Annotated in this window: 13 protein-coding genes; 2 read left to right on the forward strand and 11 right to left on the reverse strand. The window is 43.1% G+C overall.

The genetic code is table 11. The features are described from left to right. Positions 1–114: 114 nt before the first annotated feature. The 5 genes from JWR61_RS11290 to JWR61_RS11310 form a co-directional block, all read right to left on the reverse strand. Positions 115–1,422: a gluconate:H+ symporter gene (locus JWR61_RS11290; protein WP_301927914.1), complete on the reverse strand. Its 1,308-nt coding sequence runs from the start codon at positions 1,420–1,422 to the stop codon at positions 115–117. Positions 1,423–1,448: 26 nt separating this feature from the next. Beyond that, positions 1,449–2,615, reverse strand: a complete 1,167-nt coding sequence (locus tag JWR61_RS11295; RefSeq protein WP_301927915.1) for an endo-1,4-beta-xylanase — start codon at positions 2,613–2,615, stop codon at positions 1,449–1,451. Positions 2,616–2,733: 118 nt separating this feature from the next. Then, positions 2,734–4,452 carry an IlvD/Edd family dehydratase gene (locus JWR61_RS11300; protein ID WP_301927916.1) on the reverse strand — a complete coding sequence of 573 codons (1,719 nt, stop codon included), beginning with the start codon at positions 4,450–4,452 and terminating at the stop codon, positions 2,734–2,736. Positions 4,453–4,701: 249 nt separating this feature from the next. Next, positions 4,702–6,243 carry a SusD/RagB family nutrient-binding outer membrane lipoprotein gene (locus JWR61_RS11305; RefSeq protein ID WP_301927917.1) on the reverse strand — a complete coding sequence of 514 codons (1,542 nt, stop codon included), beginning with the start codon at positions 6,241–6,243 and terminating at the stop codon, positions 4,702–4,704. 12 nt (positions 6,244–6,255) lie between these two features. Then, entirely contained in the window at positions 6,256–9,429 is a 3,174-nt protein-coding gene (locus JWR61_RS11310) for a SusC/RagA family TonB-linked outer membrane protein (RefSeq protein ID WP_301927918.1), read from the reverse strand. Positions 9,430–9,598: 169 nt separating this feature from the next. Between JWR61_RS11310 and JWR61_RS11315 the strand changes: the two genes are divergently transcribed. Both JWR61_RS11315 and JWR61_RS11320 read left to right on the forward strand, forming a co-directional pair. Next, positions 9,599–10,486: an AraC family transcriptional regulator gene (locus JWR61_RS11315; RefSeq protein WP_301927919.1), complete on the forward strand. Its 888-nt coding sequence runs from the start codon at positions 9,599–9,601 to the stop codon at positions 10,484–10,486. A 9-nt stretch (positions 10,487–10,495) separates the two neighbouring features. Further along, the gene (locus tag JWR61_RS11320; RefSeq protein ID WP_290336351.1) at positions 10,496–12,007 is read left to right on the forward strand and encodes a gluconokinase; all 1,512 of its coding nucleotides are present in this window, start codon (positions 10,496–10,498) and stop codon (positions 12,005–12,007) included. A 232-nt stretch (positions 12,008–12,239) separates the two neighbouring features. Here the strand turns inward: JWR61_RS11320 and JWR61_RS11325 are convergent, their stop codons facing one another. From JWR61_RS11325 to JWR61_RS11350, 6 genes are all read right to left on the reverse strand, one after another. Beyond that, positions 12,240–13,766, reverse strand: a complete 1,527-nt coding sequence (locus tag JWR61_RS11325) for an alpha-L-arabinofuranosidase C-terminal domain-containing protein (protein WP_301927920.1) — start codon at positions 13,764–13,766, stop codon at positions 12,240–12,242. A 178-nt stretch (positions 13,767–13,944) separates the two neighbouring features. Then, positions 13,945–15,708: an alpha-L-fucosidase gene (locus JWR61_RS11330; RefSeq protein ID WP_301927921.1), complete on the reverse strand. Its 1,764-nt coding sequence runs from the start codon at positions 15,706–15,708 to the stop codon at positions 13,945–13,947. Positions 15,709–15,713: 5 nt separating this feature from the next. After that, positions 15,714–16,541, reverse strand: a complete 828-nt coding sequence (locus tag JWR61_RS11335) for a sialate O-acetylesterase (protein ID WP_301927922.1) — start codon at positions 16,539–16,541, stop codon at positions 15,714–15,716. Positions 16,542–16,578: 37 nt separating this feature from the next. Further along, positions 16,579–18,702, reverse strand: a complete 2,124-nt coding sequence (locus JWR61_RS11340; RefSeq protein ID WP_301927923.1) for an alpha-L-arabinofuranosidase C-terminal domain-containing protein — start codon at positions 18,700–18,702, stop codon at positions 16,579–16,581. A 41-nt stretch (positions 18,703–18,743) separates the two neighbouring features. Further along, positions 18,744–20,675 carry an alpha/beta hydrolase-fold protein gene (locus JWR61_RS11345; protein ID WP_301927924.1) on the reverse strand — a complete coding sequence of 644 codons (1,932 nt, stop codon included), beginning with the start codon at positions 20,673–20,675 and terminating at the stop codon, positions 18,744–18,746. Positions 20,676–20,699: 24 nt separating this feature from the next. Continuing rightward, positions 20,700–22,001 carry a glycosyl hydrolase family 8 gene (locus tag JWR61_RS11350; protein WP_301927925.1) on the reverse strand — a complete coding sequence of 434 codons (1,302 nt, stop codon included), beginning with the start codon at positions 21,999–22,001 and terminating at the stop codon, positions 20,700–20,702. Position 22,002 lies beyond the last annotated feature (1 nt).

The raw sequence follows: 22,002 nt of genomic DNA on the forward strand, positions 1-22,002 counted from the left end.
CGGGCATTGTATAGAAACTGGGGCAATATCGCACATCTTTCAAAAGCTTTCTTACACTACCGGCTTCTTCAAACCAGCTCAATTCAATCTTCAAAAAAATAATGTTGCAGCTAACTAAATAAACAGATTCAATATCAACACGCCTATCAACCCCAGGATGGAAATACCTGTTTCCATTACTGTCCATGATAAAAATGTTTGCTTTAAGGAAAGGCTAAAAAACTCTTTGAACATCCAAAAACCTGAGTCGTTGATGTGCGACCCAAATACGCTGCCTGCACCCACCGCCAGCACCATTAGCTCAGGAGATACCACACCCGATGCTACCAGTGGTGTTACCACGCCGGCCGCAGTAATACCGGCCACTGTTGCAGACCCTATTACCACCCGTAAAAAAGCTGTAACAGCCCATCCGAAAATTAACGGTGGCATCAGCCATTTGCTGCTGAACGATGCGATGTATTGATCGGTGCCACTATCCTGCAACACCTGTTTAAAAACGCCACCTGCTGTAATAATGAGTACAATCAGTGCAATTCCCGAAATTGCTTCGCTGAGCCATTGCATGGTTGTTTGCATTGTATTACCCCCACGTAAACCAAACTGCCAGATGGCGAGCAATACCGACAACAACAATGCAATGGTAGGATCACCCATAAATACCAGTATTTTTTTAGGCAGCTGGTCAGGTAAAAACTGGTTGGCTATTACCGCAAGCGTGATCAATATAACAGGTAACAATCCGATGATAAAACTTGGAAAAGCGGCAGGTAATTTTCGCTGTGCCCTGTCACCCGACAGGAATAAAGAATTTATTGTTACTTCTATCCCTTTTAATAAACGTCCCAGTAAAGGCCCGGCAATGATCACAATGGGTATAGTAATGATGAACCCGTAGATGAGTGTTTTCCCCATGTCTGCTTTAAACGCATTCACTAAAAAAACCGGACTTGGGTGAGGCGGAAGAAAGCAATGCGTGGTTGATAAAGAAGCCGCCATCGGAATGGCCACATACAATAAAGAAAGTTTTGCTTTCTGCGCAACTGAAAATACGAGTGGCACCAATATTACAAACCCTGCATTATAATACAGCGGTATACCAATGAGGAAACCGGTAAGCAGTATAGCCCACTGGATATTATGTTGACCGAAACTGTTGATGAGTGTAGTAGCAATTTTTTCTACAGCACCACCGGCTTCAAGAATTTTACCCAATATAGCACCCAGGCAAATGATCAGCGCCAAACCGCCCAATGTATTGCCAACGCCTTTTTCAAGCGATTTGATCACCTGCATCGGTTCCATACCCAGCAAGAGTCCTGATAGAATGGCTACAATCAGCAGGGATAAAAACGGACTTACTTTTTTATAGGTTAGAAATATCTGGAAACAGATGGCGCTAAAGATGACAAGTAATTGCATGATATTTTGTTTGAAGAAGGTGGGTATTATTTCAGTTTGCCTGGCACACCAAGAACTGCAGTGAATGCAGGTTTTGGTTGCCTGTTGCGATCCCACAAAGAAGGATAATTGGTACGGTTGGGTATAGGATAATCATTCTTCCAGTTCATTCCATCGTGGACACCCCACAATGTAACTCTCGCAATCTTATCTCTCCTTTTATAAAAAATACCAAAGAGTTCTGCATAGCGCTTCGCCAAAATGCTTTGCATACTATCCGGTAATCCGTTGGTATACGGGTCAAGAAATGTCTTGAACTCTTCCAGCTGAAATTGTTTGTCTGCCATCCCCTGTCCAATGATTTGCCCTTCTTTTGTTAAAGGCAATACATCAACATCCAGCTCTGTAATCATCACCTTGATGCCACATGCTGCATATGCATCAATAGCGGCTTCTATGTAAGAAGTCTTAGGATAGTTCAAACCCCAGTGGCCCTGCATCCCGACACCGTCTATCCGGATGCCTTCTTTTTGCAGCATCTTTACCATGCGTACAATACCGTCCCGTTTGGATGGGCGCCATGCATTAAAATCATTGTAGTATAATTCGGTACCGGGTGCAAACTCAGCAGCAAATTTAAAGGCATACTTTACCAGGGTATCGCCATTACCAATAGCATTTACCCACGCCGTTGAGCGGTAGCTTCCATCGTTATCAATTACTTCGTTTACTACATCCCAGGCATGCACCCTGCCTGCATACCTGCCGGCAACTATTTTGATATGGTTGCGAAGCCGTTCAAGCTGTTCTTCTCTGGAATTTGGTTTGCCACCAGCGTTGGTAAAAAACCAGGCTGGTACCTGGTTGTGCCATACCAATGTGTGGCCAATGATGAACATGTTGTGCTGTTCACCAAATGCTACAAATGAATCAGCGGGGGCAAAATTAAACACGTTGGGCTGCGGATTTATTAACGCCGCCTTCATGGCGTTCTCCAGCGTGATGCTGTTAAAATGTTTTACAACAATATCCTGTGAGACTTTATCTGCTCCGGAAACAATCGGGCCATTCACTGCGACCCCCATCAGAAATGCCTCTTTATAAACATCTTTCAAACTCCGGGTAGCTATCGTAAATGCAGTTACTTTTTTCGTATTACTGCAACCGTTTAAAAAGAAAGTGCCTATGAGTAAAAGAAATGTATTTTTTTTCAAAATATAGCTTTGTATGTATGAACTGTAGTCTATGCATTGCAAAGAAACTGCTTATTATTGTACAACATTTCCCAACCTGCCGATTTTATCAATACCAATGCTGATTAACTGGATCCGGTTAATGCGAATCTCTGGTAACAGCAGAACCCGAACTTCCTCTTAAAAAATCAAGATCGGCACCCTTATCAGCGCCCATCACACTTTTGATATACAAACTAACGTATCCCCTTTGCGTGGCTGCTTTGGGTGCCACCCATTGCGACTTTCTTTTTGCCAGCTCCTCATCAGACACGTGCAGGTGCAGTTTGCGTTGTGATACATCCAGCTCAATCAAATCGCCGTTTTGTACCAAAGCCAAATTACCGCCAATGGCAGATTCAGGAGACACATGCAAAACAGCAGTTCCGTAAGCGGTGCCACTCATTCGGCCGTCAGAGATGCGCACCATATCTTTAATCCCCTTTTGCAATATTTTTTTAGGCAAAGCCATATTGCCCACTTCTGCCATGCCCGGGTAACCGACCGGGCCAACATATTTCAATACCATCACGCAGTTTTCATCGATATCCAGATTTGGATCATCAATTAACCGATGGTATTCTTCTATACTTTCAAACACTACTGCACGGCCTGTATGTTTCATCAGGGCCGGCGTAGCAGCAGACGGTTTTATGACAGCACCGTTTAATGCCAGGTTACCTTTTACAACAACACAGCCACCCTCAGGAAGTAATGGCTTTTTATAGGTGCTGATTACGTCGTGGTCGTAGCAATCTGTACTGCCCACAATATTTTCGTGATGATTTTTTCCGGTAACAGTAACTACATTTTTATGCAGCAGTTCTTTTAATTCGTTGAGTATTACCGGGAGGCCGCCAGCGTAATAAAAATCTTCCATCAGGTATTTGCCCGATGGCATCAGGTTTAGCAACAGGGGGATTTTACTGCCCAGGGTATCAAAATCTTCCAGCGTAAGTTCAACCCCGATTCTTCCGGCAATGGCCATCAGGTGTATAATAAAATTGGACGAACCTCCAACAGCCGCATTCACTTTAATGGCATTTTCAAAGGCTTCCCTGGTTAGAATTTTATCAATGGTCAGGTTCTCTTTTACCATTTCAACAATTCGTCTTCCGCTCAACTGCGCCATTACTTTTTTTCTTGAATCAGCAGCCGGAATTGCAGCAGCACCACTCAATGTAAGACCCAGCGATTCTACCATGCATGCCATTGTAGAGGCTGTACCCATCGTCATGCAGTGGCCGATACTCCTGCTCATGCAGCTTTCGGCATGCTCACAATCTTCCTGCGTCATCTTTCCCGTCTTCATGTCTTCATCAAACTTCCAAACATGCGTTCCGCTGCCGATTGTTTGTCCCTTGTAACGCCCGTTTAGCATGGGGCCGCCGGGTACAACAATGGTAGGCAGGCCAACACTCGCAGCACCCATTACAGTAGAAGGTGTTGTTTTATCGCAACCCGTCAGCAGTACCACGCCATCCATTGGATTACCCCGGATGCTTTCTTCCGCATCCATACTGGCAAGATTTCGGAACAGCATTGCTGTTGGTTTTAGCAATGTTTCACCCAAACTCATAATGGGAAATTCTACAGGAAAGCCGCCGGCTTCCAGCACACCGCGTTTTACAGATTCTGCATGCTCACGGAAATGGGCATTGCAGGGCGTTAGTTCGCTGAACGTATTGCATATTCCTATTACCGGGCGGCCATCAAACATGTCTGTAGGCATACCCTCATTCTTCATCCAGCTGCGATAAAGAATGCCGTCCTTGTCTTTGCGGCCAAACCAATCGTGGCTTCTTAATTTCATGCTCATTTCCTGTTGTTTACTTGTTTTAAAACTGTTTCATACGGACTGTTTAAAAAGCCTCTGTTTGTTGGTTAGTTCAAATGATGATTCTTTAATCAGTTGCATTTGCCATCTGTAAATGTGTTGCAGCAGGTCAGGCTGCAGCGTCTGAACCCAGGTATACATCACCTGCTTAATTACGGGACTAAAAAAACCTCTTGTAAAAACAAGAGGTCTGATCTTGTCGTCAAAACTAACTGCATATGAGAAAAAAGATTATTGCTTGTCCCACCACACCCGGGTACTCAACACATCAGGACCCTGGTTGCTGATGGCCGCATTTACCTGTTGCGTATTAACCGAAATCTCTGACGTAGGATAGGTAAGCCGCCTGATAAATGTTCCGTTCGGTACATCCGGATTACTGGGCTGACCGTAAGGGTTAGGCGTTAAAGCGGGATATCCGGTTCTTCTAAAATTGGCAAAGGCCTCGGGCCCGTTTAAGAAAGAGGATATCCAATATTGTGTATTGATTTGTTGCAACTCGGTGCCGGCAACCAGCGGATGGTTGGTTACAAAAGTATCCCTTGCAGCAGCTGAAACAGCGGTGGTGGCATCATATAATGCCATCTGGTCCATGTGTGCACGAATTCCATCTGAAAAATATTGGTCTGCAGTTCCGGTTGTTATCCATCCCCGGAAATTGGCTTCCGCCATCAGTAATAAATCCTGCGAGGCAGTTACTAAAAATGCAGGAGTAGTTACTTTTAAAATCCTCCTTCTGTCAGCCTGGCTGTAATCGTAAAAACTGGCGAGCCCGTCGGCAGTGGCTTGCGCAGGAGCCGTTCCATTGTCTTTGCCCATTGGTATTCCTACTTGTACATCCGCCGTTGTAACTCCAGCCGCGGCTGTTTGGTCGTTACCTGATTTCGCACCAACATATCGTACAGCAATTGCCGGTAATCTTGGGTCGTTTGTATTTTTCAGCTGATCTACAAATGGTTTAGCCAGGTAAAAATTAGCCGCTTCCGAGCCATTTAAACCGCCACCGATGGGATGCGTATAATTGGCATCATGCCTTATGGCGGCATTGTCTGCATTGCTGGTAATTACACCTGCAGCGATGGCGGCCGCTACTACAGCCTGCGCTTTGGCAGCATCCACTTTAACCAACCGCATACCTGCTCTTAACAAAAGCGAATTGGCAAATTTTTTCCATTGGTTGATATTTCCTGCATACAACAAGTCTGCAGTTTCAATGGTGCCGGTGGTGCTCAGGGCTGCACCGGCTTCTGTCAGTTCTTTTATGATATCGTTGTAAATGTCCTGTTGTTTGTCATACGCAGGAAAGAAAATCTGGTCGGTATAGCCGGCACCGCCCTGTGAATAGGGAATATCACCATACTCGTCCGTCAAAATCATAAATGAAAATGCCTGGTATATACGGGCCATGTTGTAGAGGTTAGCTCTTGCGGGAAGATCTTTGGTTTTTACAATTACATCATGGGTATACTTAATTACATTTTGATAATAAACAGCCCATACAGGTTGCGTGGTTACATCCCTGCTATCCTGGTTAAAATTGGCGCCCGCCAATACGCCGCCGTTGGGGCTGACCATTTGCTGTACAATACCAATATCAAACACCAATGTTTTAAAAGGAAATGACGAGCTTACTATAGCCTGGTTTAAAAGCAGCGAAGGCTCCAGCGTTATAGGATTTACCTTGTTCTTATTGAGGTCTTCCAGGTTTTTATCGCAGGAAGAAAAGATGAGCAGGAAAATCGTCGCTATTGAAAATTGAATGATATGCTTCATAATTTTTCTGAATTAGAATTTAATATTTAAGTTGATGCCAACGCTCCTGGTGGTTGGTAATCCCGGCGATTCAAGTCCTACATTATTATCAGATGCAAAACCAAAACTTTCGGGGTCAATATTGTCAACCCATTTTTTTATGATCAATACATTGTTGGCAACCAGGTCTAGTTTTAATCCTTTGATGGGCCATTTTGCCGGAATTAATTTTGTAAGATCATAACCCAGGCTGAGCTGTCTCAGTTTCCAGTAACCTGCATTGTAAATAACTGATTCAATAATCTGCTGGCTTCTTAAGTGTTCCCAGTAAGTTTGTACAGGCGCGGCTTTTGTGTTTTGCTCGCCTGTTTGGGTTACCCCTACGCCAACCACGCCACCTTCCCTGCCTTCCAATGTGCGCATGTGCAATCCATGCCGGATGGCATTGAAGTTGGTTCCACTCAACATTTTTCCTCCAAGCTTGTAATCAATAAATACAGCGAGTGAAACCCCTTTGTAGTTAAAAGTATTCAGAAAGCCGCCGGTCCATTTTGGCAAGGCGCTTCCAAACAAAACAAAAGCGGAGGTGCGCAAAGGCAAGCCGTTAGACTGGAAGATGCGCTGGTTGCCTTTTGTGGCATCCGTAGCATACCCAAATCCTGCGATCTGGCCCATTTCTTCTCCTACTACCAATCTTGTTTCACCATTAAATACGTGCGTGCCGGTTGTAATTCTTTCCCCCGGCTTGTCGGTTAAAATACTAAGCACTTTTGTTTTGTTGTATGCGGTATTGGCCGTAAAGTCCCAGCTAAAATTTTTCTGCCTGATAACGCCGAGTGTCAGCAATGTTTCAAAACCCTCGTTACGGCTTTTGCCACTGTTGATCCTGGTATTGATAAAACCTGACGCGTCTGAAATTTGTGCAGGTACAATCTGGTCCTTGGTGATTTTTCTGTACACAGAAAAATCAACCGCCACCCGGCTGTTAAACAGTTTCAACTCAATACCTGCTTCTGTTTCAGCAGTACGGCTTGGCCTTAAATTGGGATTCGGTAATACATTGCCACTGGTACCAAGTGATACGGGCGTGCCGGCAGGATTATTAATCAAATTGGCATTTACCGTATAAAATAATTGATCCGCATAAGGCGCCACATCACCATCACTACCCACTTCAGAATAACCCAATCTTACTTTTCCAAAACTTAACCATGGAATGCTTTTAAGCGATTCCGAAAACACGTAGGCACCGGAAACAGATGGATAAACAATGCTTCTGTTAGCCGCGGATAAAGTAGAGAACCAATCATTTCTTGCAGTGGCTGTAAGGTATAACACTCGTTTCCACGATAAATCCGCCGAACCATACAATGAGTTTACACCAGATTCAGTCAATGAATACACCGGATCTTTTGCACGACCATTCTGCACAGTATACAAACCACGTACTACAAAATCGGTCACCTGAACATTATTGATGTTTCTTGTTTTGCGCATTTGATTGCCGCCTCCGGTTAGGGTTGCACCAAAATCACCAAAGGTTTTATTGGCTGTTACCAGAAAGTCAAGATTGGCTTCCCTGAAGCGATATGACTCCTGTGTATAAACACCATTTACAAAACCTGCCGGTGCCGGACCGCGTGATGCCTGGCCGGTTGGGAAATTATTTACGTCTTCATCACGGCTCCAGTAATCCTGGCCAAAGCGCCCCATAACAGAAAGCCAGGGCAATATTTTGTAGGTAGCTGAAACGTTGCCAAAAATCCTGTCCCGTTTTATATTATGAAACTGCTCGGCCAATGTCCAGTAGGGATTGGTACGGTTGGCAAATCTTGAATACGTATACTCGTTACCTGTAGCAGGATTGTATTTGTTGGCATTCAGTACGCTGAGTGGCATTGTGTTGGCCATAGCCATTAACGCAGTTGGTATGGTATTATCCTGGTTGGCAATACTTGGCGGGTTGGTGTTGACTTCGTTTGTGTAATTGATATTACCCGACACATTGAACCGGTCAGTAAAGTTTTGGGTAAAGCCAAGGTTAATACCCTTACGGTCAAACTTATTATTCGGAACAATGCCTTTGTTATTGGAGTTTGACAAAGAAAGATACAAACCACCTTTATCTGTCGCAGTAGAAAAATTCACCGTGTTGGACAGGTTTTGCCCGGTCCTGTAAAACTCTTTGATACGGCTTCCCTGCGCCACATACGGCACATCGGGTGTATTAAATAAAGTGTAGGTCATGCCCGGCGTTATTTTTTCTCCGAAAGACCATTGACCCGAAGTTGGATTGGGAGACGTTGGCCTCACACCGTTCTCTCCCTGGCCATATACTTTTTGGTAATCTGTAAAATCAAGCGGCGTATCATTGGTATAATTAACGTTATAGGAAACGCCGATGCCCTTATTTTTTGCTTTGGTTTTTGTAGTGATCATGATTACACCATCCTTTGCACGTGAACCATACAAAGCCGCAGCAGGACCACCTTTCAGCACCGTCATGCTTTCAATATCATCGGGGTTAATGCTGGATAAACCATCACCGCCATCGGCTGTAACACCCCCACCTTTTACACCGGCAGATGCAGCGTCATTAAAATTGGTATTGTCAACAGGCACGCCATTGATAACAATCAACGGACTGTTGGTCCCATTGATAGAAGACTGGCCGCGAATGCGGATTTTTGAAGTACCGCCAGGACCCGTACCCAGGCTGGAAATATTTAACCCGGCCACCTTTCCCTGCAAGGCATTTAACGGGTTGGCAGTCCGGTTTACTGTAAGCTGGTCAGGACTAACCGAAGTGGCGGCATATCCCAGTTTTCTTGCTTCTTTCCTTATACCAAGGGCGGTAACTACCACTTCATTCAGGGCCTGGCCATCAACAGTTGTTTTCATTGCAACAGTCAATTCCCGGGTTGCGTTGGTTACTTTTACTTCTGCAGGCTGATAGCCAACATAAGTAAATACAAGTGTGGTGCCTGTTTTGGCTGCAACAACAAACTTCCCCTGCGCATCGGAAGATACACCTGCCGAAGTGCCTTTTACAGTTACAGAGACATTTGCCAGTTTTGCACCCTGTTCATCTGTAACTGTACCCGAAATTGTTTGCGCCATTAATGAATAAGAAGGAAGCAGAATAAAAAGTAAACACGTAAGTTTACCAAACATAGCTCCGGCAAAGGAGCGCTTTGTTTTTTTCATAAGCAAAATGTTTTTAGCAATCGTTGTGATGGAATAATTCTGAAATAAAATCAATGCAAGATATAAAGCTGCTGTTGCTAAAACTTCCAATAACAAACGCCGGAGTATTTTGTACAACCGGATAATAATTTTTACCTTTCTTTAGTATCTGCTTATTCATTAAAAAACGATGCTTCAATTTCTTTACCAGCAGGGTGCTGCTTCAAATCTTAGCCTGTTTCCGCATATACTGGAATTGGGTGCAAAGAAAAATGCTTCTATACAGCTGCAGTCTTTTCCCGAGCAGGTTGTAGAAGGGGTATGCATTTATTTTATTAACGAAGGCCGGTTTGAATGGAAAATAACTGAGCAGCCACATGTGCTGTTTCCCGGTGATGTTGTGTTGATTTTACCCGGACAGAAATTTGGTAATGAAAAAGGGATTCTTGACCTGGGGTGCATTACCTGGATGCAGGTAAAATTTCAAAAATTGGAAAGCGGTGAACTGGTACCCGGTAAATGGAGCGGCCTTAGTGATCATGAAAGTATGGCAGTAGGGAAGTTGCTCACGCTGAACAGTAACCCGGTATTGTCTAAATTAAATGATGCGGGTAGAATACTACATAGCATTGCTTACGAAATTCACCATCATGAACTTGGCTTTGTTACCCGTATTAACCAAATGATTGATGAACTGCTGATCACCATCACAAGGCAACTCACTAAACAAAATAATCCACCAAGAGATTTTCCGAAAGTGTTTATGAACCTTGAAGCTTCACTTCGTAAAGACCTTTCTCATCAATGGTCGGTGGAAGAGATGGCAGCCATTGCAGGCATGGGTACCACGCTTTTTAACGAAAGGGTTAAAAACTTCACTGGTTTCACGCCCATTAATTACCTCATCAATATCCGCATTTCTGAGGCCATTAAATTGTTAAAAAAGAAGGACGTAAGCATTACTGATATAGCGCTGGATACGGGCTTCTATTCATCGCAACATTTTTCAACCACCTTTAAAAAACTAACCGGCTATACGCCCGGTGAGTTTAGAAAAAATAACTCTTATCACGAATAAATTGTTTTTATGAAGTGTATCATCACGATCGAATTGGGCACCAACGCCGTACGGATTTTCGCGTTTGATTTAAATGGAATAGTCATCGGCAGTATGAAAGGATTTTATCCCACTTTTCATTCGCAGCCCGATTACAGTGAACAGGATCCGGAACAGATATTTATTACCATGCTGTATGTGCTGAAAAATTTGCTGAATGAAAAAATACATCCCAAAAAATATAAAGTGGCGTCTATCTGTTTCAGCTCATCTATGCACAGTATGCTGGCAGTTGATAAGCATGGTGTACCGCTTAGCAATGCTTTTACCTGGGCAGATAACAGGGCAAAAAATGAGGCGAAGGAAATACGTGGCTCTGCATTGGCAGATGCAATTTATGATAGCACAGGCACTCCCCTGCACCCCATGTCCCCGATGCTGAAGATTGCGTGGATGAAAAAGAATGATGCAGCAACCTTTAAACAGGCAGGTAAATTTTTATCCATCAAATCCTATGTAATTTATCAGCTAACGGGCGAGTACCTGATTGACTACAGCCTGGCCTGCGCCACCGGTATGCTGAACATACATAAAATTGCCTGGGAAAAACAGGCGCTCGATTTTGCTGGTATCACCCCGGATAAATTACCCCAGCTGGTACCGGTATTTGCAAGTGCCGGCACATTAAAAAAAGCCTATCAAAATTCATTAGGGTTAAAAGAGGAGATAAAAATACTGGTTGGCTCCAGCGATGGATGTATGGCAACGCTGGGGGCCGGCATCTGGAACAGTAATAAAGCTACCATTACAATTGAAGACAGCAGTGCCGTAAGAGTGGTAGGCAACAAAATGCTGCATGATGAAAAAAAACGGGTGTTTAATTATTTAATTACAGAAGATTGTTTTGTAAGCGGCGGCCCCAGCAATAGCGGTGGTGGCATCTTTGAATGGTTTGCCAAACAGTTCGGCGATTTTACTACCGCATACGATATCGAAAGCTGCATGAACAACCTGTTGCAGGAAGCAACAAAAGTTGCAACCGGCTCCGAAGGCATATTATTTTTACCTTACCTGCTGGGTGAAAGAGCCCCGATATGGAACCCTGATGCAAGAGCCATGTACTTTGGTATCAATATCAAACACGAACGCCAGCATTTTATAAGAGCTACCATTGAAGGCATATTGTACGAAATTTACAGTATCGGAAAAATGCTGAATGAGCACAGAAATATCAGCAGCCTTTCTGTGAACGGCAGTTTTGCAACCATACCTTTTTGTGCCCAAATAATCAGCGACATGTTTAATAAACCCGTAGATGTTACCAAGAATGCCAACAGCGTAAGCATCGGTGCATTTTTGCTGGCTGCAACCGACATGGGCATCTTTAAATCGCTCGATGAAGCTGCCAGCCAGATAGAAGTGGGTGAACGCTATTCACCTGCAGAAAATAACCATAAAATTTACATGAAGTATTTTGAAATTTTTGAAAGTCTCACCAACAAGCTGGGTGATGAATTTGAAAAAATCGCGGCGCTGCAATAAGAGTAAGCCGTGTTGATTTTGCAGCCGGCTGATAAATGCACAAACATTTTCATCTTCCATTGCTGGCTGACTGGTTTGTATACCTGGTTAATTTTTTACAGCCGGAAAATTGAAATAATAACAAATGCGAGCGCATACACCCCGGCTTCAATTGGCCTGATCCTTTCTAATCAGCCTAGCGGGTGGGCTTAAAAGCACACTACCGGTTATGCAGCATTTTCTTTATGCAGGATTACTTTCTTTTCAGCATCACTTTTATTTGAGTAAAAGAGTGAGGCGGAAAATTACAGGTTAATTTATTGTTCTTTGTTTCTATACTGTTTTTCTTCGGTTCATATTCCTGCTGTTTGTCAAAAGCAAATGCTTCCTGCATGTCTTTGCCGGTTATAATACTGGCCTCTGCTTTGCCTGTAAACTCCCCCGAAGTATTCACTATATCTGTTGTAATGGCTTTATCCCTGTGCCGGTTAACCACATTAATAAAAACGGCATTGGCCTCTTTTGAAAAAGTAGTGGACACATCCAGGTATGCCATCCCCTTGTATTTTTCTGTATTAAAAGTATCGCACTCCACGTAGGTATCTACGGCAGTACCCAGGCAGTTGTTGGAGTAAGCTTTGAAAATGTAGAACAACGGAGATTTAAACGTTCCCTTTTTAGGATCACTTGACAACAGGGAGGTGAGCAAAGTGAAGTTGGACATTTTCACCACATCCGCATGACGTATAAATGAATTGAAGGATTGCGCCACGGGTAAAACGCTCATGAAGTTTCTTCCAAAAGCTCCCCATTCATCAACAGAAATATAAATGGGATTTTTAAATCCCTGCGTGTTGGATACCGCTTCAATTTCACCGGAAGTAATTTTTATCCTGTCGTCAAAAATCTTAGCGCCGTCGCCCATGTGCGTATAATAGTCATTGGAATTTTCCCAGTAACTATGTATAGAGAGGTATTTTATTTTATCGCCAATACCATATAATACTTTACGGTTCCAATCGTCCCACGCATTTTTACTATACCAGGAAGATCCGCAACCTACCAGCTCAATGCTACTGTCAACAGCCCGCATTGCCTTTGCAGCTTCCCTTGCCACTTCAATATAATCTTCTGCATTCTTATGTCCCAGTTCCCATGGCTTTCCATCCACTTCATTTCCCAGGTCCCAAATCTTTACTTTATACGGTGCAGGATGACCGTTCTTTGCACGCAGGTCGGAGTAGTAGGTTCCTTTGGGATAATTGCAGTATTCCAGCCAGTAGGCTGCATCCTGGATGGTACCCAGGCCAAGATTAACGGCCACCACATTTTCACTACCAATCGATTTGTTCAATGCAAACCATTCATCTGTTCCTACATGGTTATTATCAATACCGCCCCAGGCCATATTAATTCGTGCAGGGCGTTTTTCTTTGGCACCAATCCCATCCTGCCAGTTATACCCCATTAAAAAATTACCGCCGGGCCAACGCATATTGGTAACCTTTAATTCCTTCATCGCTTCAATATAATTTTTCTTAAAACCGTTTTCATCCGCTAAAGGCGAAGCAGGATCGTAAATGGTTCCATAAAGCGTATTGATCTGGGGAGAATCAGGCAAACCTCTTCTGCCGCTTATCTGGATAGGCTCCATAAATACGCCGTAAATTTTAGGATCAATCTCTCCCATGCTTCTTTCAGGATCAATTTTAATTTTTGCATTTTGTGCATGGAGTAATGTGGGTATTGTCAGAAGAACTACGGCAAGAATCTTTTTCATGTTGGTAATATTTACGCTGAGATATTTTTTCTTAAGAATGGTTACCTCTTCTTATCAATTGTAATTGGCGGAACGCTTTTATTGAAGTGGCCAAATCAAACGGTTAACGGCATGTCCCGCCACCCACCTATTTTTCAAATCAAATTATATTGCTTACTGCATACAGGTACCGTCCTATTTAATCTACTTTAAAAACAATAGAAGTTTCAAATGGCATAGTTGCCGGACATGTAATGTAAAGTCCATCACTTTCCTGCTTCCATTGCAGTTTGCCTTTGTAACCCAGCAGTGTAACATTTTTTACAGTTTTACCCGGGAAACCCGCTGCTGTACCAAGCGATTTTATTTTCAATTGAGTGCCTGGTGCCGGAACGGTCATACAAAATGCATACAGCGCATTGTTTTTACCGATTGTAAAACGGAAGTCGTGTTCATCAAACTTAAACTCAGCCTGTCTTTTAGTCAATCCGCCACCAGGCAACATTTTTAGTTTGCCGTCAACTATTGCTCCTTCACCCGGGATAGTCCATGCACGGCTGCCGTAAACAGATTCACCATTCCTTCGCATCCATACGCCTACTTCTTTCAGCATTTTTAAACTGCCTGCATCTAATGAGCCATCAGGTAAAATGGAAATACAAAGTGCCGCATTGCCATCCCTTGCTATTGCTTCAATAACATACCGGATCATCATACCTGAATTATAAGTAAAGCCGGGAGCATAAAACCAATCCCCAACGGGAGCCTCAGCAATCCATGTTTGATCTGTATTTATTTTCTCAGGCACGCCAAACTCTTCCGTATTTACTGTGCCATTTGTTTTGTTGCGGAATTTTACAATGCTGAAAGTGTTAACTACTCCACGACGTTTCAGCGTACGGTTGTAGAAGTCGGCTATTACGTGCTGCATGGCATCTGCTTTCAGCCCCGTACCCGTGCCATCCCCGGTGAATGGCCCCTGCACGGTACCGTCTGTATAAATAAAATCAGGATCGTAATGCTCAACAACATCCATCATTCGCAAAGCCCAGTTTTTTGCATACCATTTGGCATACTCCAGGTGATTGGAAAATATACCTGCAGGTGGAGGTGACCATGGGGAATGCGCATTTTTATCTACCCCATCATATTCACGTAAATCAATACCATACAGCATCCGGGGATCATACCCTTCCCACCATTTTCCTTTGCCGTCCGCCAATGTAAGATTGCCATCGTAAGGTATCCCTTTCCTGTCTCCTGAAGTGTCGCTGCCAAAAGCGGTTTGCCACCACCACCAGGTGTACTCATGATGAAAGGTTACGCCAAACCGCATACCGTCTGCACGGCAGGCTTTGGCCCATTCACCAATCAAATCTCTTTTAGGACCGATGTTAACGGAGTTCCATGGTTGATATTTTGAATTCCACATGTCATAATTATCATGATGCACACCTTGTATCATCAGGTATTTTGCACCTGCATCCCGGTATATTTTAGTGAGTTTGGCAGGATCCAATTTTTTAGGATTCCAGTCACGCAATACTTCTTTGTAACCCACTTCAGAAGGATGTCCAAATTTTTTGAGGTGATTTTTATTTGCCAGAGAGCCCTGCACATACAGCTTGCGTGCATACCAGTCGCCGCTTTGCCCGGCAGACTGCGGACCAAAATGAACCCATATACCAAACTTGGCGTCCCGTAGCCACTTGGGAGAACCTGGATAATTTTTTTCAATAGATTCCCATGTTGGTTCGTAAGGGCCGGGTGCAATCGGAATATCCAATTTCATCTCAGGAAACGATTTTGAGTCGCCCATTTGCACGCTATTAATTGGCTTTGCCTCCGGAATAGCAGGCATAGGATTTTTATCCTGCGCATGCAGGAATAACTGCGCTGCAAAAAAAACGAGAAAGAAAAATATAGATTTACTACAGGCTTGATAGTTACATTTATTTTTCATGATGATTATTTCATTAATGATAACATTTTTTCTGCAAACCTTTTACCCAACTCTTTATAACCTTCTGCATTGAAATGTAAATTATCCGCTGCATCAGCACATCCTGCAGATGAAATGACATATGAGTTCTTAATTGTTTGAGGCAACGTTGCAATAATCTTATTCATTCCTGCACAAATGCCACCCTGGTCAGCATTCACCGTTTCGCCTGCAAGCAGTGGCACCTGCTTTGCTTTGAGATGTAAATCTTTCATTAGATTCTCATACACTACTTTTACTTTTTTTGTCCATAAAGAATCATTGGGGTTGGATTCTCCCTGGTGCAACAAAATACCTTTGATTACACCATCTTTCTGCGCCAGCTTCGCCATTTCCACCAGCCTTGCATAAGGATTGCCGTCATATTCTTTTATCATGCCCAGCATCCATGACGGAGCCGTAGCAACATAAGACTGATAGTTATCTTTATCAAACAATTCAATTTTGCAACCGCCAACAGATACGTTAATGATACCGACCCTTACATCCTTTGGTAAATTGGCCACCATTGTTCTCCCAAAAAAATCGGTAAGCGTTAAACCGGTGTGGCAGCGGCATAGCGGCGGAATGGCGGTATACCATTTCCCCTTTGCCCGGTTAAGATCAGGACAGTCTACTGCTTCCATTACTTTAAAGCGGCTGTCTACACCAACTGTATCTTCCGGCCTTACGGGTGCATTGCCTTCCATATTAGATTGGCCAAAGGCGAGGAAGATGTAAAAATTTTTATCCTGAGAAAAGGAAGCAAAGGCCGACAAGATAAAAATGGCTGATAGAATAATTTTATTTTTCATGTTTGTTTTATCCGGTCTTGATTAAAAAATAATTTGCTTATTTAGCTACCTGCAATTGTAACACACTTACCGAATATGGCTCCAGTATTCTTTTAAACTTAGATGACACCCCTTTTATTTTTGAACTTACCGGCACAATTTTTTCAGGTTCCGTAATGGTATTTGTGTCTTGCGGCCTGGCACCTTTAATTATATACATTGTTGCATCCGGCAACACTTTAGTAACGCCATTCAGGTTAAAATTAACCGGTTGTTTTTTGCCGGTTGTGTTGACGATTTTAATAAAGAGGTCGCCTGTTTCTTCATCCGCTGTTGCGCTGTAAAAAACAGTCGGTACCTGGATAGCAACTTTTTTTCCTTCCGTGCTGTCTTGTTTGGTCAGTGGTTTTGGTTGCGTTGGAATATTAGTGGCGGTAATGGGTACAACCTTATCTCCCAATAAGTTTCCGAATAATTTTTGAACATAGTAAGATGGAGAACCATAACTGTTTAATGCATCGTATCCAATTAAATCAGAATCCCATTGCCATGCCTTGGGCGCTGTGGTGGTAGCTTTATTTACATTTACAAACAATGGTGCATAGCAAGACATGATGATCAAATCGGCATTGCGTTCCATGCCGGTCATCCAGGCTGCATCGCCTAATGCAGCATTTAAATTCGTTGTTGGTGCACCTTCTCTTGTTGCCCATTCACCAACAAATATTTTTGGCCCATTGCGGTCGTACTTGTCATATTGCGAAGCGTTCTCCCACATTTCCCAGGAGTTGCGGTAGTAATGTTCATCGACGACTTCAGGGATTTTATCCCCGGTTATTTTCAGGTCGGGATATTGCGTTTCAGCGATGGTGGAGATCACATGCAGTGATGGGTATTTTTTTTCAATCGCCGCTCTGAATTGTTTGAACCTTCCATCATAACTATTGGTTCTGTCAAACCAGTCCTCATTGCCTACTTCAATATACTTTAATTTAAAAGGTGCCGGGTGCCCGTCAGCAGCACGTTTGGCACCCCAGTAAGTATTTACATCACCTGTCACGTATTCAATTTCATCCAGCGCATCATCCACATAAGGTTGTAACAATGGCCCGGCATCTACATGATCGCCTTGTAACGAGTAACCTGCATACACAGCTAAGAGTGGCTCTGCGCCAATATCTTCACACCATTGTAAAAATTCCAATAGTCCTAAACCATCAGAAGCACGGTAACCCCAGGAGCCTTTATGGCCGGGCCTTTGCTCCAACGGACCCAATGTGGTTTTCCAGGGAAAGGCATCCGTAATCATTGGGCCTTCCAAATAATTTCCACCCGGGAAACGCAGGAATTTTGGTTTCATATCAGCCATCATTTTTATCAACTCTGGTCTAAAGCCATTGGGCTTATTATTATAGGTTGGTGGAAACAATGAAACCAAATTAAAATAATACTCCCCCACCCGATCTGTTGTAATTACAAACCTTGCATCGGCAGTAGGCTTTACATCTGCTTTTGTAGTGAGTTTTATTTCATATTTTTTCCACAGACTTGTTTTTTCAAGATTAATGGTTCCCGACGCATACACCGTTTTTCCATCATTGCTTTCAATGGAAACCGTGATGGGCCCGGCGGCATTGTCTGCAATATCCGGCAGTGGTGGTGTAGAGGGTTTCGGCTCCCAGGGCCAGCGAAAAGGTTCTGTGCGACCTGTACCCTTTATGTAAAATGAAGCATTGTAAGTGGTGGATGGCTTTACTGGTATACCCCAATAACCTTCGTTTGCAATGCCAATGCGACCTGCTGCTTTTTCAACCGTAAGCCTTAAGCAGGTGGAAAGTGCCCCGTTGATGGCATGGCGACGTTCGTCATAAGGAATATGCTCTTCGTTGGTTGCCATCAGCTTTATTGCCGCCACAGAAGCAGAATCATTTCGAACGAGGCTCCAGGCTTCCGGCGTAGTTTTGTTGTCTCTAAATATCCTGTTGCGGATTAACTCGGCATATAAGCCACCATCATACGCATGATTGATTTCTTCTGTCATCAGCCCATACAACATGGGACTTACATTAGCACCGGGCTTTGTAAAATCTAAGTTTAAAGTGGGGGTTTGTGCAATAGCTGAATGAAAATTGATAGCACAAAAAACACATATCACACCTGTTTTGAGCATTGATTTTTTCATGAAAAGTCTTTTTCTTAAAATAAAATAATTGGCAACGTTTTTTACCTGAATAATACCTGTGCAAAATTGTACAGGTTGTTTCTCCACACCGGCCAGGTATGCCCGCCCGGGTATTCGCTGTATTTATATTTAACACCCATCTCATCAAACCTGCCCAGCATGATTTTGCAATTCTTGTAAGCGATGTCTTCGGGGCCGCCCATGGCAATCCAGAAGTTTTTTAAATTACTGTTGATAGAAGATGCATGCTCTTTCATAAAAGTATACTGTGGCTCTGCAAGCGAAGGTTGATTAGCCCACCAGCCGGAACTAAAGACACCGAGGTAGGCAAACTGATCTGTATTTTTTAAACCTGCGTACAATGTTTGCAAGCCGCCCATGGAAAGACCTGCAAGCGCTCTGTTGCCGGCATCTGTTTTTGTTCTGAAATTTTTGTCAACAAAAGGCACCAGATTTTCTTTCAGTTCATTTTCAAATGATTTTAAAGCGGGTTCGCCAAAGCCTGCAATGCCGCCACCATTACCATAAAAATTTCCATCCATCATCACTATCAACATGGGCACTGCTTTTTTATCAGCAATCAAATTGTCTAAAATCAAATCCGTTTTTCCCTGCGTTGCCCAGCCTCGTTCATCTTCGCCGCCTCCATGCAGAAGATAGAGCACAGGATATTTATCAGCAGTGGCTGAATCGTAACCCGGTGGTGTGTAGATATAAAACTGCCTCCATGAAAAAGTGTTTTTTGAAAAATATTTTTTGATCCTGACATCACCGTGCGGTACATTTTTAGTTGAATAATAATCGCCACCGGCAAATGGAATTTCAATACCGCTTGCCATTCTGCCCATGCCATAAAAAGTTTCACTGGCAGGATCAGCCACCGCAACGCCATCTATCAGCAATGAATAATAATGAAAGCCTTCGCTCACAGAATCTGTTGTAACTGTCCATACACCGGCTGTATCTTTTACCAGGTCGTATTTTTTCGCCAAATCAATTTGTACCTTTTTTGCATCTGGTGCTTTAATGCTGAATAGTACCCTGCTGTCTGAAGTTACCTGGGGATATTTTGCATTGCGGATATTGGTTGCCGCAGGTGCACCAGCCACAGGATATTTTGAAAACGTAGCAGGATCAACCGGTTTGAAGATCAATTGTGAAAACATGAACAAACCATTCTTCCAAACTTTAAAATCATGTACGCCGGGTTCGATAAAATAGATATGCGGAACGCCATACTGCCGGAGGTAATCGTGTGTTCTTTTACTGAATGAGATCAAGCCATCGCTTGCACCGCAAGAAATAAAAAGCAGTTTAATTTTCTGTTTGGCAGCTTCGGGGTCAGGCAGCAGTTCTTTTGGTGGCTTTGTATTGGGAGCTGAGGAGAAGCCGCCGATCCATGCAAATTGATCAAGGTTACCAAGCCCAAAATTGAGTGATTGTCCGCCCCCCATTGATAAGCCCGCAATTGCTCTGTGTTCCCTGTCTTTAAGCACAGGATATTTTTTTTCAATGAATGGTATCACATCATTCAGTAAATCTTTTTCAAAGGTTGCAAAAGCCTGTACTCTCGGTGCCTCAAAAACATTTCCGCCAGCACGGTCATCTTTCATAGCCCTCCCGTTTGGCATCACTACAATCATCGGTTCAATTTTTCCATCGGCATACAGGTTATCTAAAATCACCTGCGGTGTGCCACCATTCAGCCATTCTTTTTCATCGCCGCCAATGCCGTGCAATAAATATAAAACGGGATATTTTTTATTTTTAGCAAAGCCGGGTGGAGTATAAATGATCGCTCTTCTTTTTGTACCAACTGTTTTGGACGGATAAGTTATCGTATCAATTTTACCGTGCGGTATGTTTGTACGGGCTGTATCAAATCCAAACTGTGCCGCCTTTACAGGCTCCTGTGCATTTACATATTGAAACAACAAGCATAACACTGTTGCGGCTGCCAACATTTTTTTCATATTGCGTATTTACTTTTCAAATTATTATTGCGGTGTTATTAACTGGTATTTTCCACTCAGGTGCATCAGGCTGAAAAGATATAGCAATCCATCATAATAAGGATCAAAATATCCATCTTCATAAGGTTCCAGTTTTGAGTTCCATAATTCATGTACAAAATCTAAACCGGCTTTATCTTTTGTGATCATTGCTGTGGTAGCTGCCGTTCCTACCAGGCCGATAGAATGTCTTAGTTTTTTAAAGCCACCTGCCTGCAATATTTCAGCCGGTGTGGTGCCATCTGTATTAAACTGGTCTTCAAATTTGCTGATGCCTTTTGACCGCAAAAATTGCTGAATCTTCTTTGCATAGTCTTGCTGCCAGGCTTTGTCTTTAGCAAACCATGTATAATCCATTGCAATATTCATTGGCACACGCCATGAATCATAGCGGAATCCTGCAGGCATCCACGGAGCTACGTGTATCGCACCGGAAAACTCTGCATAATCAGGACTAAGCCCCGTCACTGCGTCGCATGTACGATGCAGAAAGGCACGGGAGGTATCGGCACAATCTTTATAAAATTGTTCGTGCCCATCTTTTGCATATAAGGCCCATATTTCGTAAAAAGCCGGCAAATGATAAGAAGGATCAGTCCAATTGTAATTGTCTTTTTCGGGGGTAAAACTTATTTGCTTGTGTGCTGTATTGATGATATTGTGTATGCCGCCTGTGCCATCTTTCTTCCACATGGCATCCAATATTTTTCTTGCTTCTGCATAGTAATTAATGCCCGTATTATTACCCCAACGGTTAGATGCAAACAACAGATCAGTCACAAAATACAATTCTCCATCCGATGCCGTGCCGTCGGAATTTTTCTTCATCGTTTCCGGGTTAATACTCCAGGCAAAGTAACCCTTTGACGGGCCATCAGGATGCTGCAAATATTCTTTACTCCATCTCCATATTCTGTCAAAAACATCTTTCTTATTCAACTGAACCGCTATCATCATTCCATAGGACAGACCTTCTGTTCTTGCATCATGATTTTTTACATCAGATACATAGGCCATGGAATCTCCCACTTCAAAATATACCCGGTTGGGTCCTTCAAAAACATCATAATAAGCTTTGTCCACTTTTTGATCGATATCCGCTTTGCTATACCCTGCATCAATAAAAATATTATCGTATTTGCCAGTTGTAAAGGCAGCATTGTTTTTCGCACCGCCTTTTTTCTGAGCAACAGCATCAGCGGGGTTCATCAAATGCACGGTTGTAAGTATCAGCAAAAACAAATAACCCCGATACACAGAAGTATACTTAAAAAAAATATTTTTCATT

It is taken from the genome of Ferruginibacter sp., assembly GCF_028288465.1.
GTDB lineage: Bacteria > Bacteroidota > Bacteroidia > Chitinophagales > Chitinophagaceae > Ferruginibacter.

What these genes read in the sequence shown, in the direction of transcription:
- JWR61_RS11290 (WP_301927914.1), bottom strand. Translation starts at nt 1,422, where the DNA reads ATGCAATTACTTGTCATCTTTAGCGCCATCTGTTTCCAGATATTTCTA.
- JWR61_RS11300 (WP_301927916.1), bottom strand. Translation starts at nt 4,452, where the DNA reads ATGAGCATGAAATTAAGAAGCCACGATTGGTTTGGCCGCAAAGACAAG.
- JWR61_RS11305 (WP_301927917.1), bottom strand. Translation starts at nt 6,243, where the DNA reads ATGAAGCATATCATTCAATTTTCAATAGCGACGATTTTCCTGCTCATC.
- JWR61_RS11310 (WP_301927918.1), bottom strand. Translation starts at nt 9,429, where the DNA reads ATGAAAAAAACAAAGCGCTCCTTTGCCGGAGCTATGTTTGGTAAACTT.
- JWR61_RS11315 (WP_301927919.1), top strand. Translation starts at nt 9,599, where the DNA reads ATGCTTCAATTTCTTTACCAGCAGGGTGCTGCTTCAAATCTTAGCCTG.
- JWR61_RS11320 (WP_290336351.1), top strand. Translation starts at nt 10,496, where the DNA reads ATGAAGTGTATCATCACGATCGAATTGGGCACCAACGCCGTACGGATT.
- JWR61_RS11325 (WP_301927920.1), bottom strand. Translation starts at nt 13,766, where the DNA reads ATGAAAAAGATTCTTGCCGTAGTTCTTCTGACAATACCCACATTACTC.
- JWR61_RS11330 (WP_301927921.1), bottom strand. Translation starts at nt 15,708, where the DNA reads ATGAAAAATAAATGTAACTATCAAGCCTGTAGTAAATCTATATTTTTC.
- JWR61_RS11335 (WP_301927922.1), bottom strand. Translation starts at nt 16,541, where the DNA reads ATGAAAAATAAAATTATTCTATCAGCCATTTTTATCTTGTCGGCCTTT.
- JWR61_RS11340 (WP_301927923.1), bottom strand. Translation starts at nt 18,702, where the DNA reads ATGAAAAAATCAATGCTCAAAACAGGTGTGATATGTGTTTTTTGTGCT.
- JWR61_RS11345 (WP_301927924.1), bottom strand. Translation starts at nt 20,675, where the DNA reads ATGAAAAAAATGTTGGCAGCCGCAACAGTGTTATGCTTGTTGTTTCAA.
- JWR61_RS11350 (WP_301927925.1), bottom strand. Translation starts at nt 22,001, where the DNA reads ATGAAAAATATTTTTTTTAAGTATACTTCTGTGTATCGGGGTTATTTG.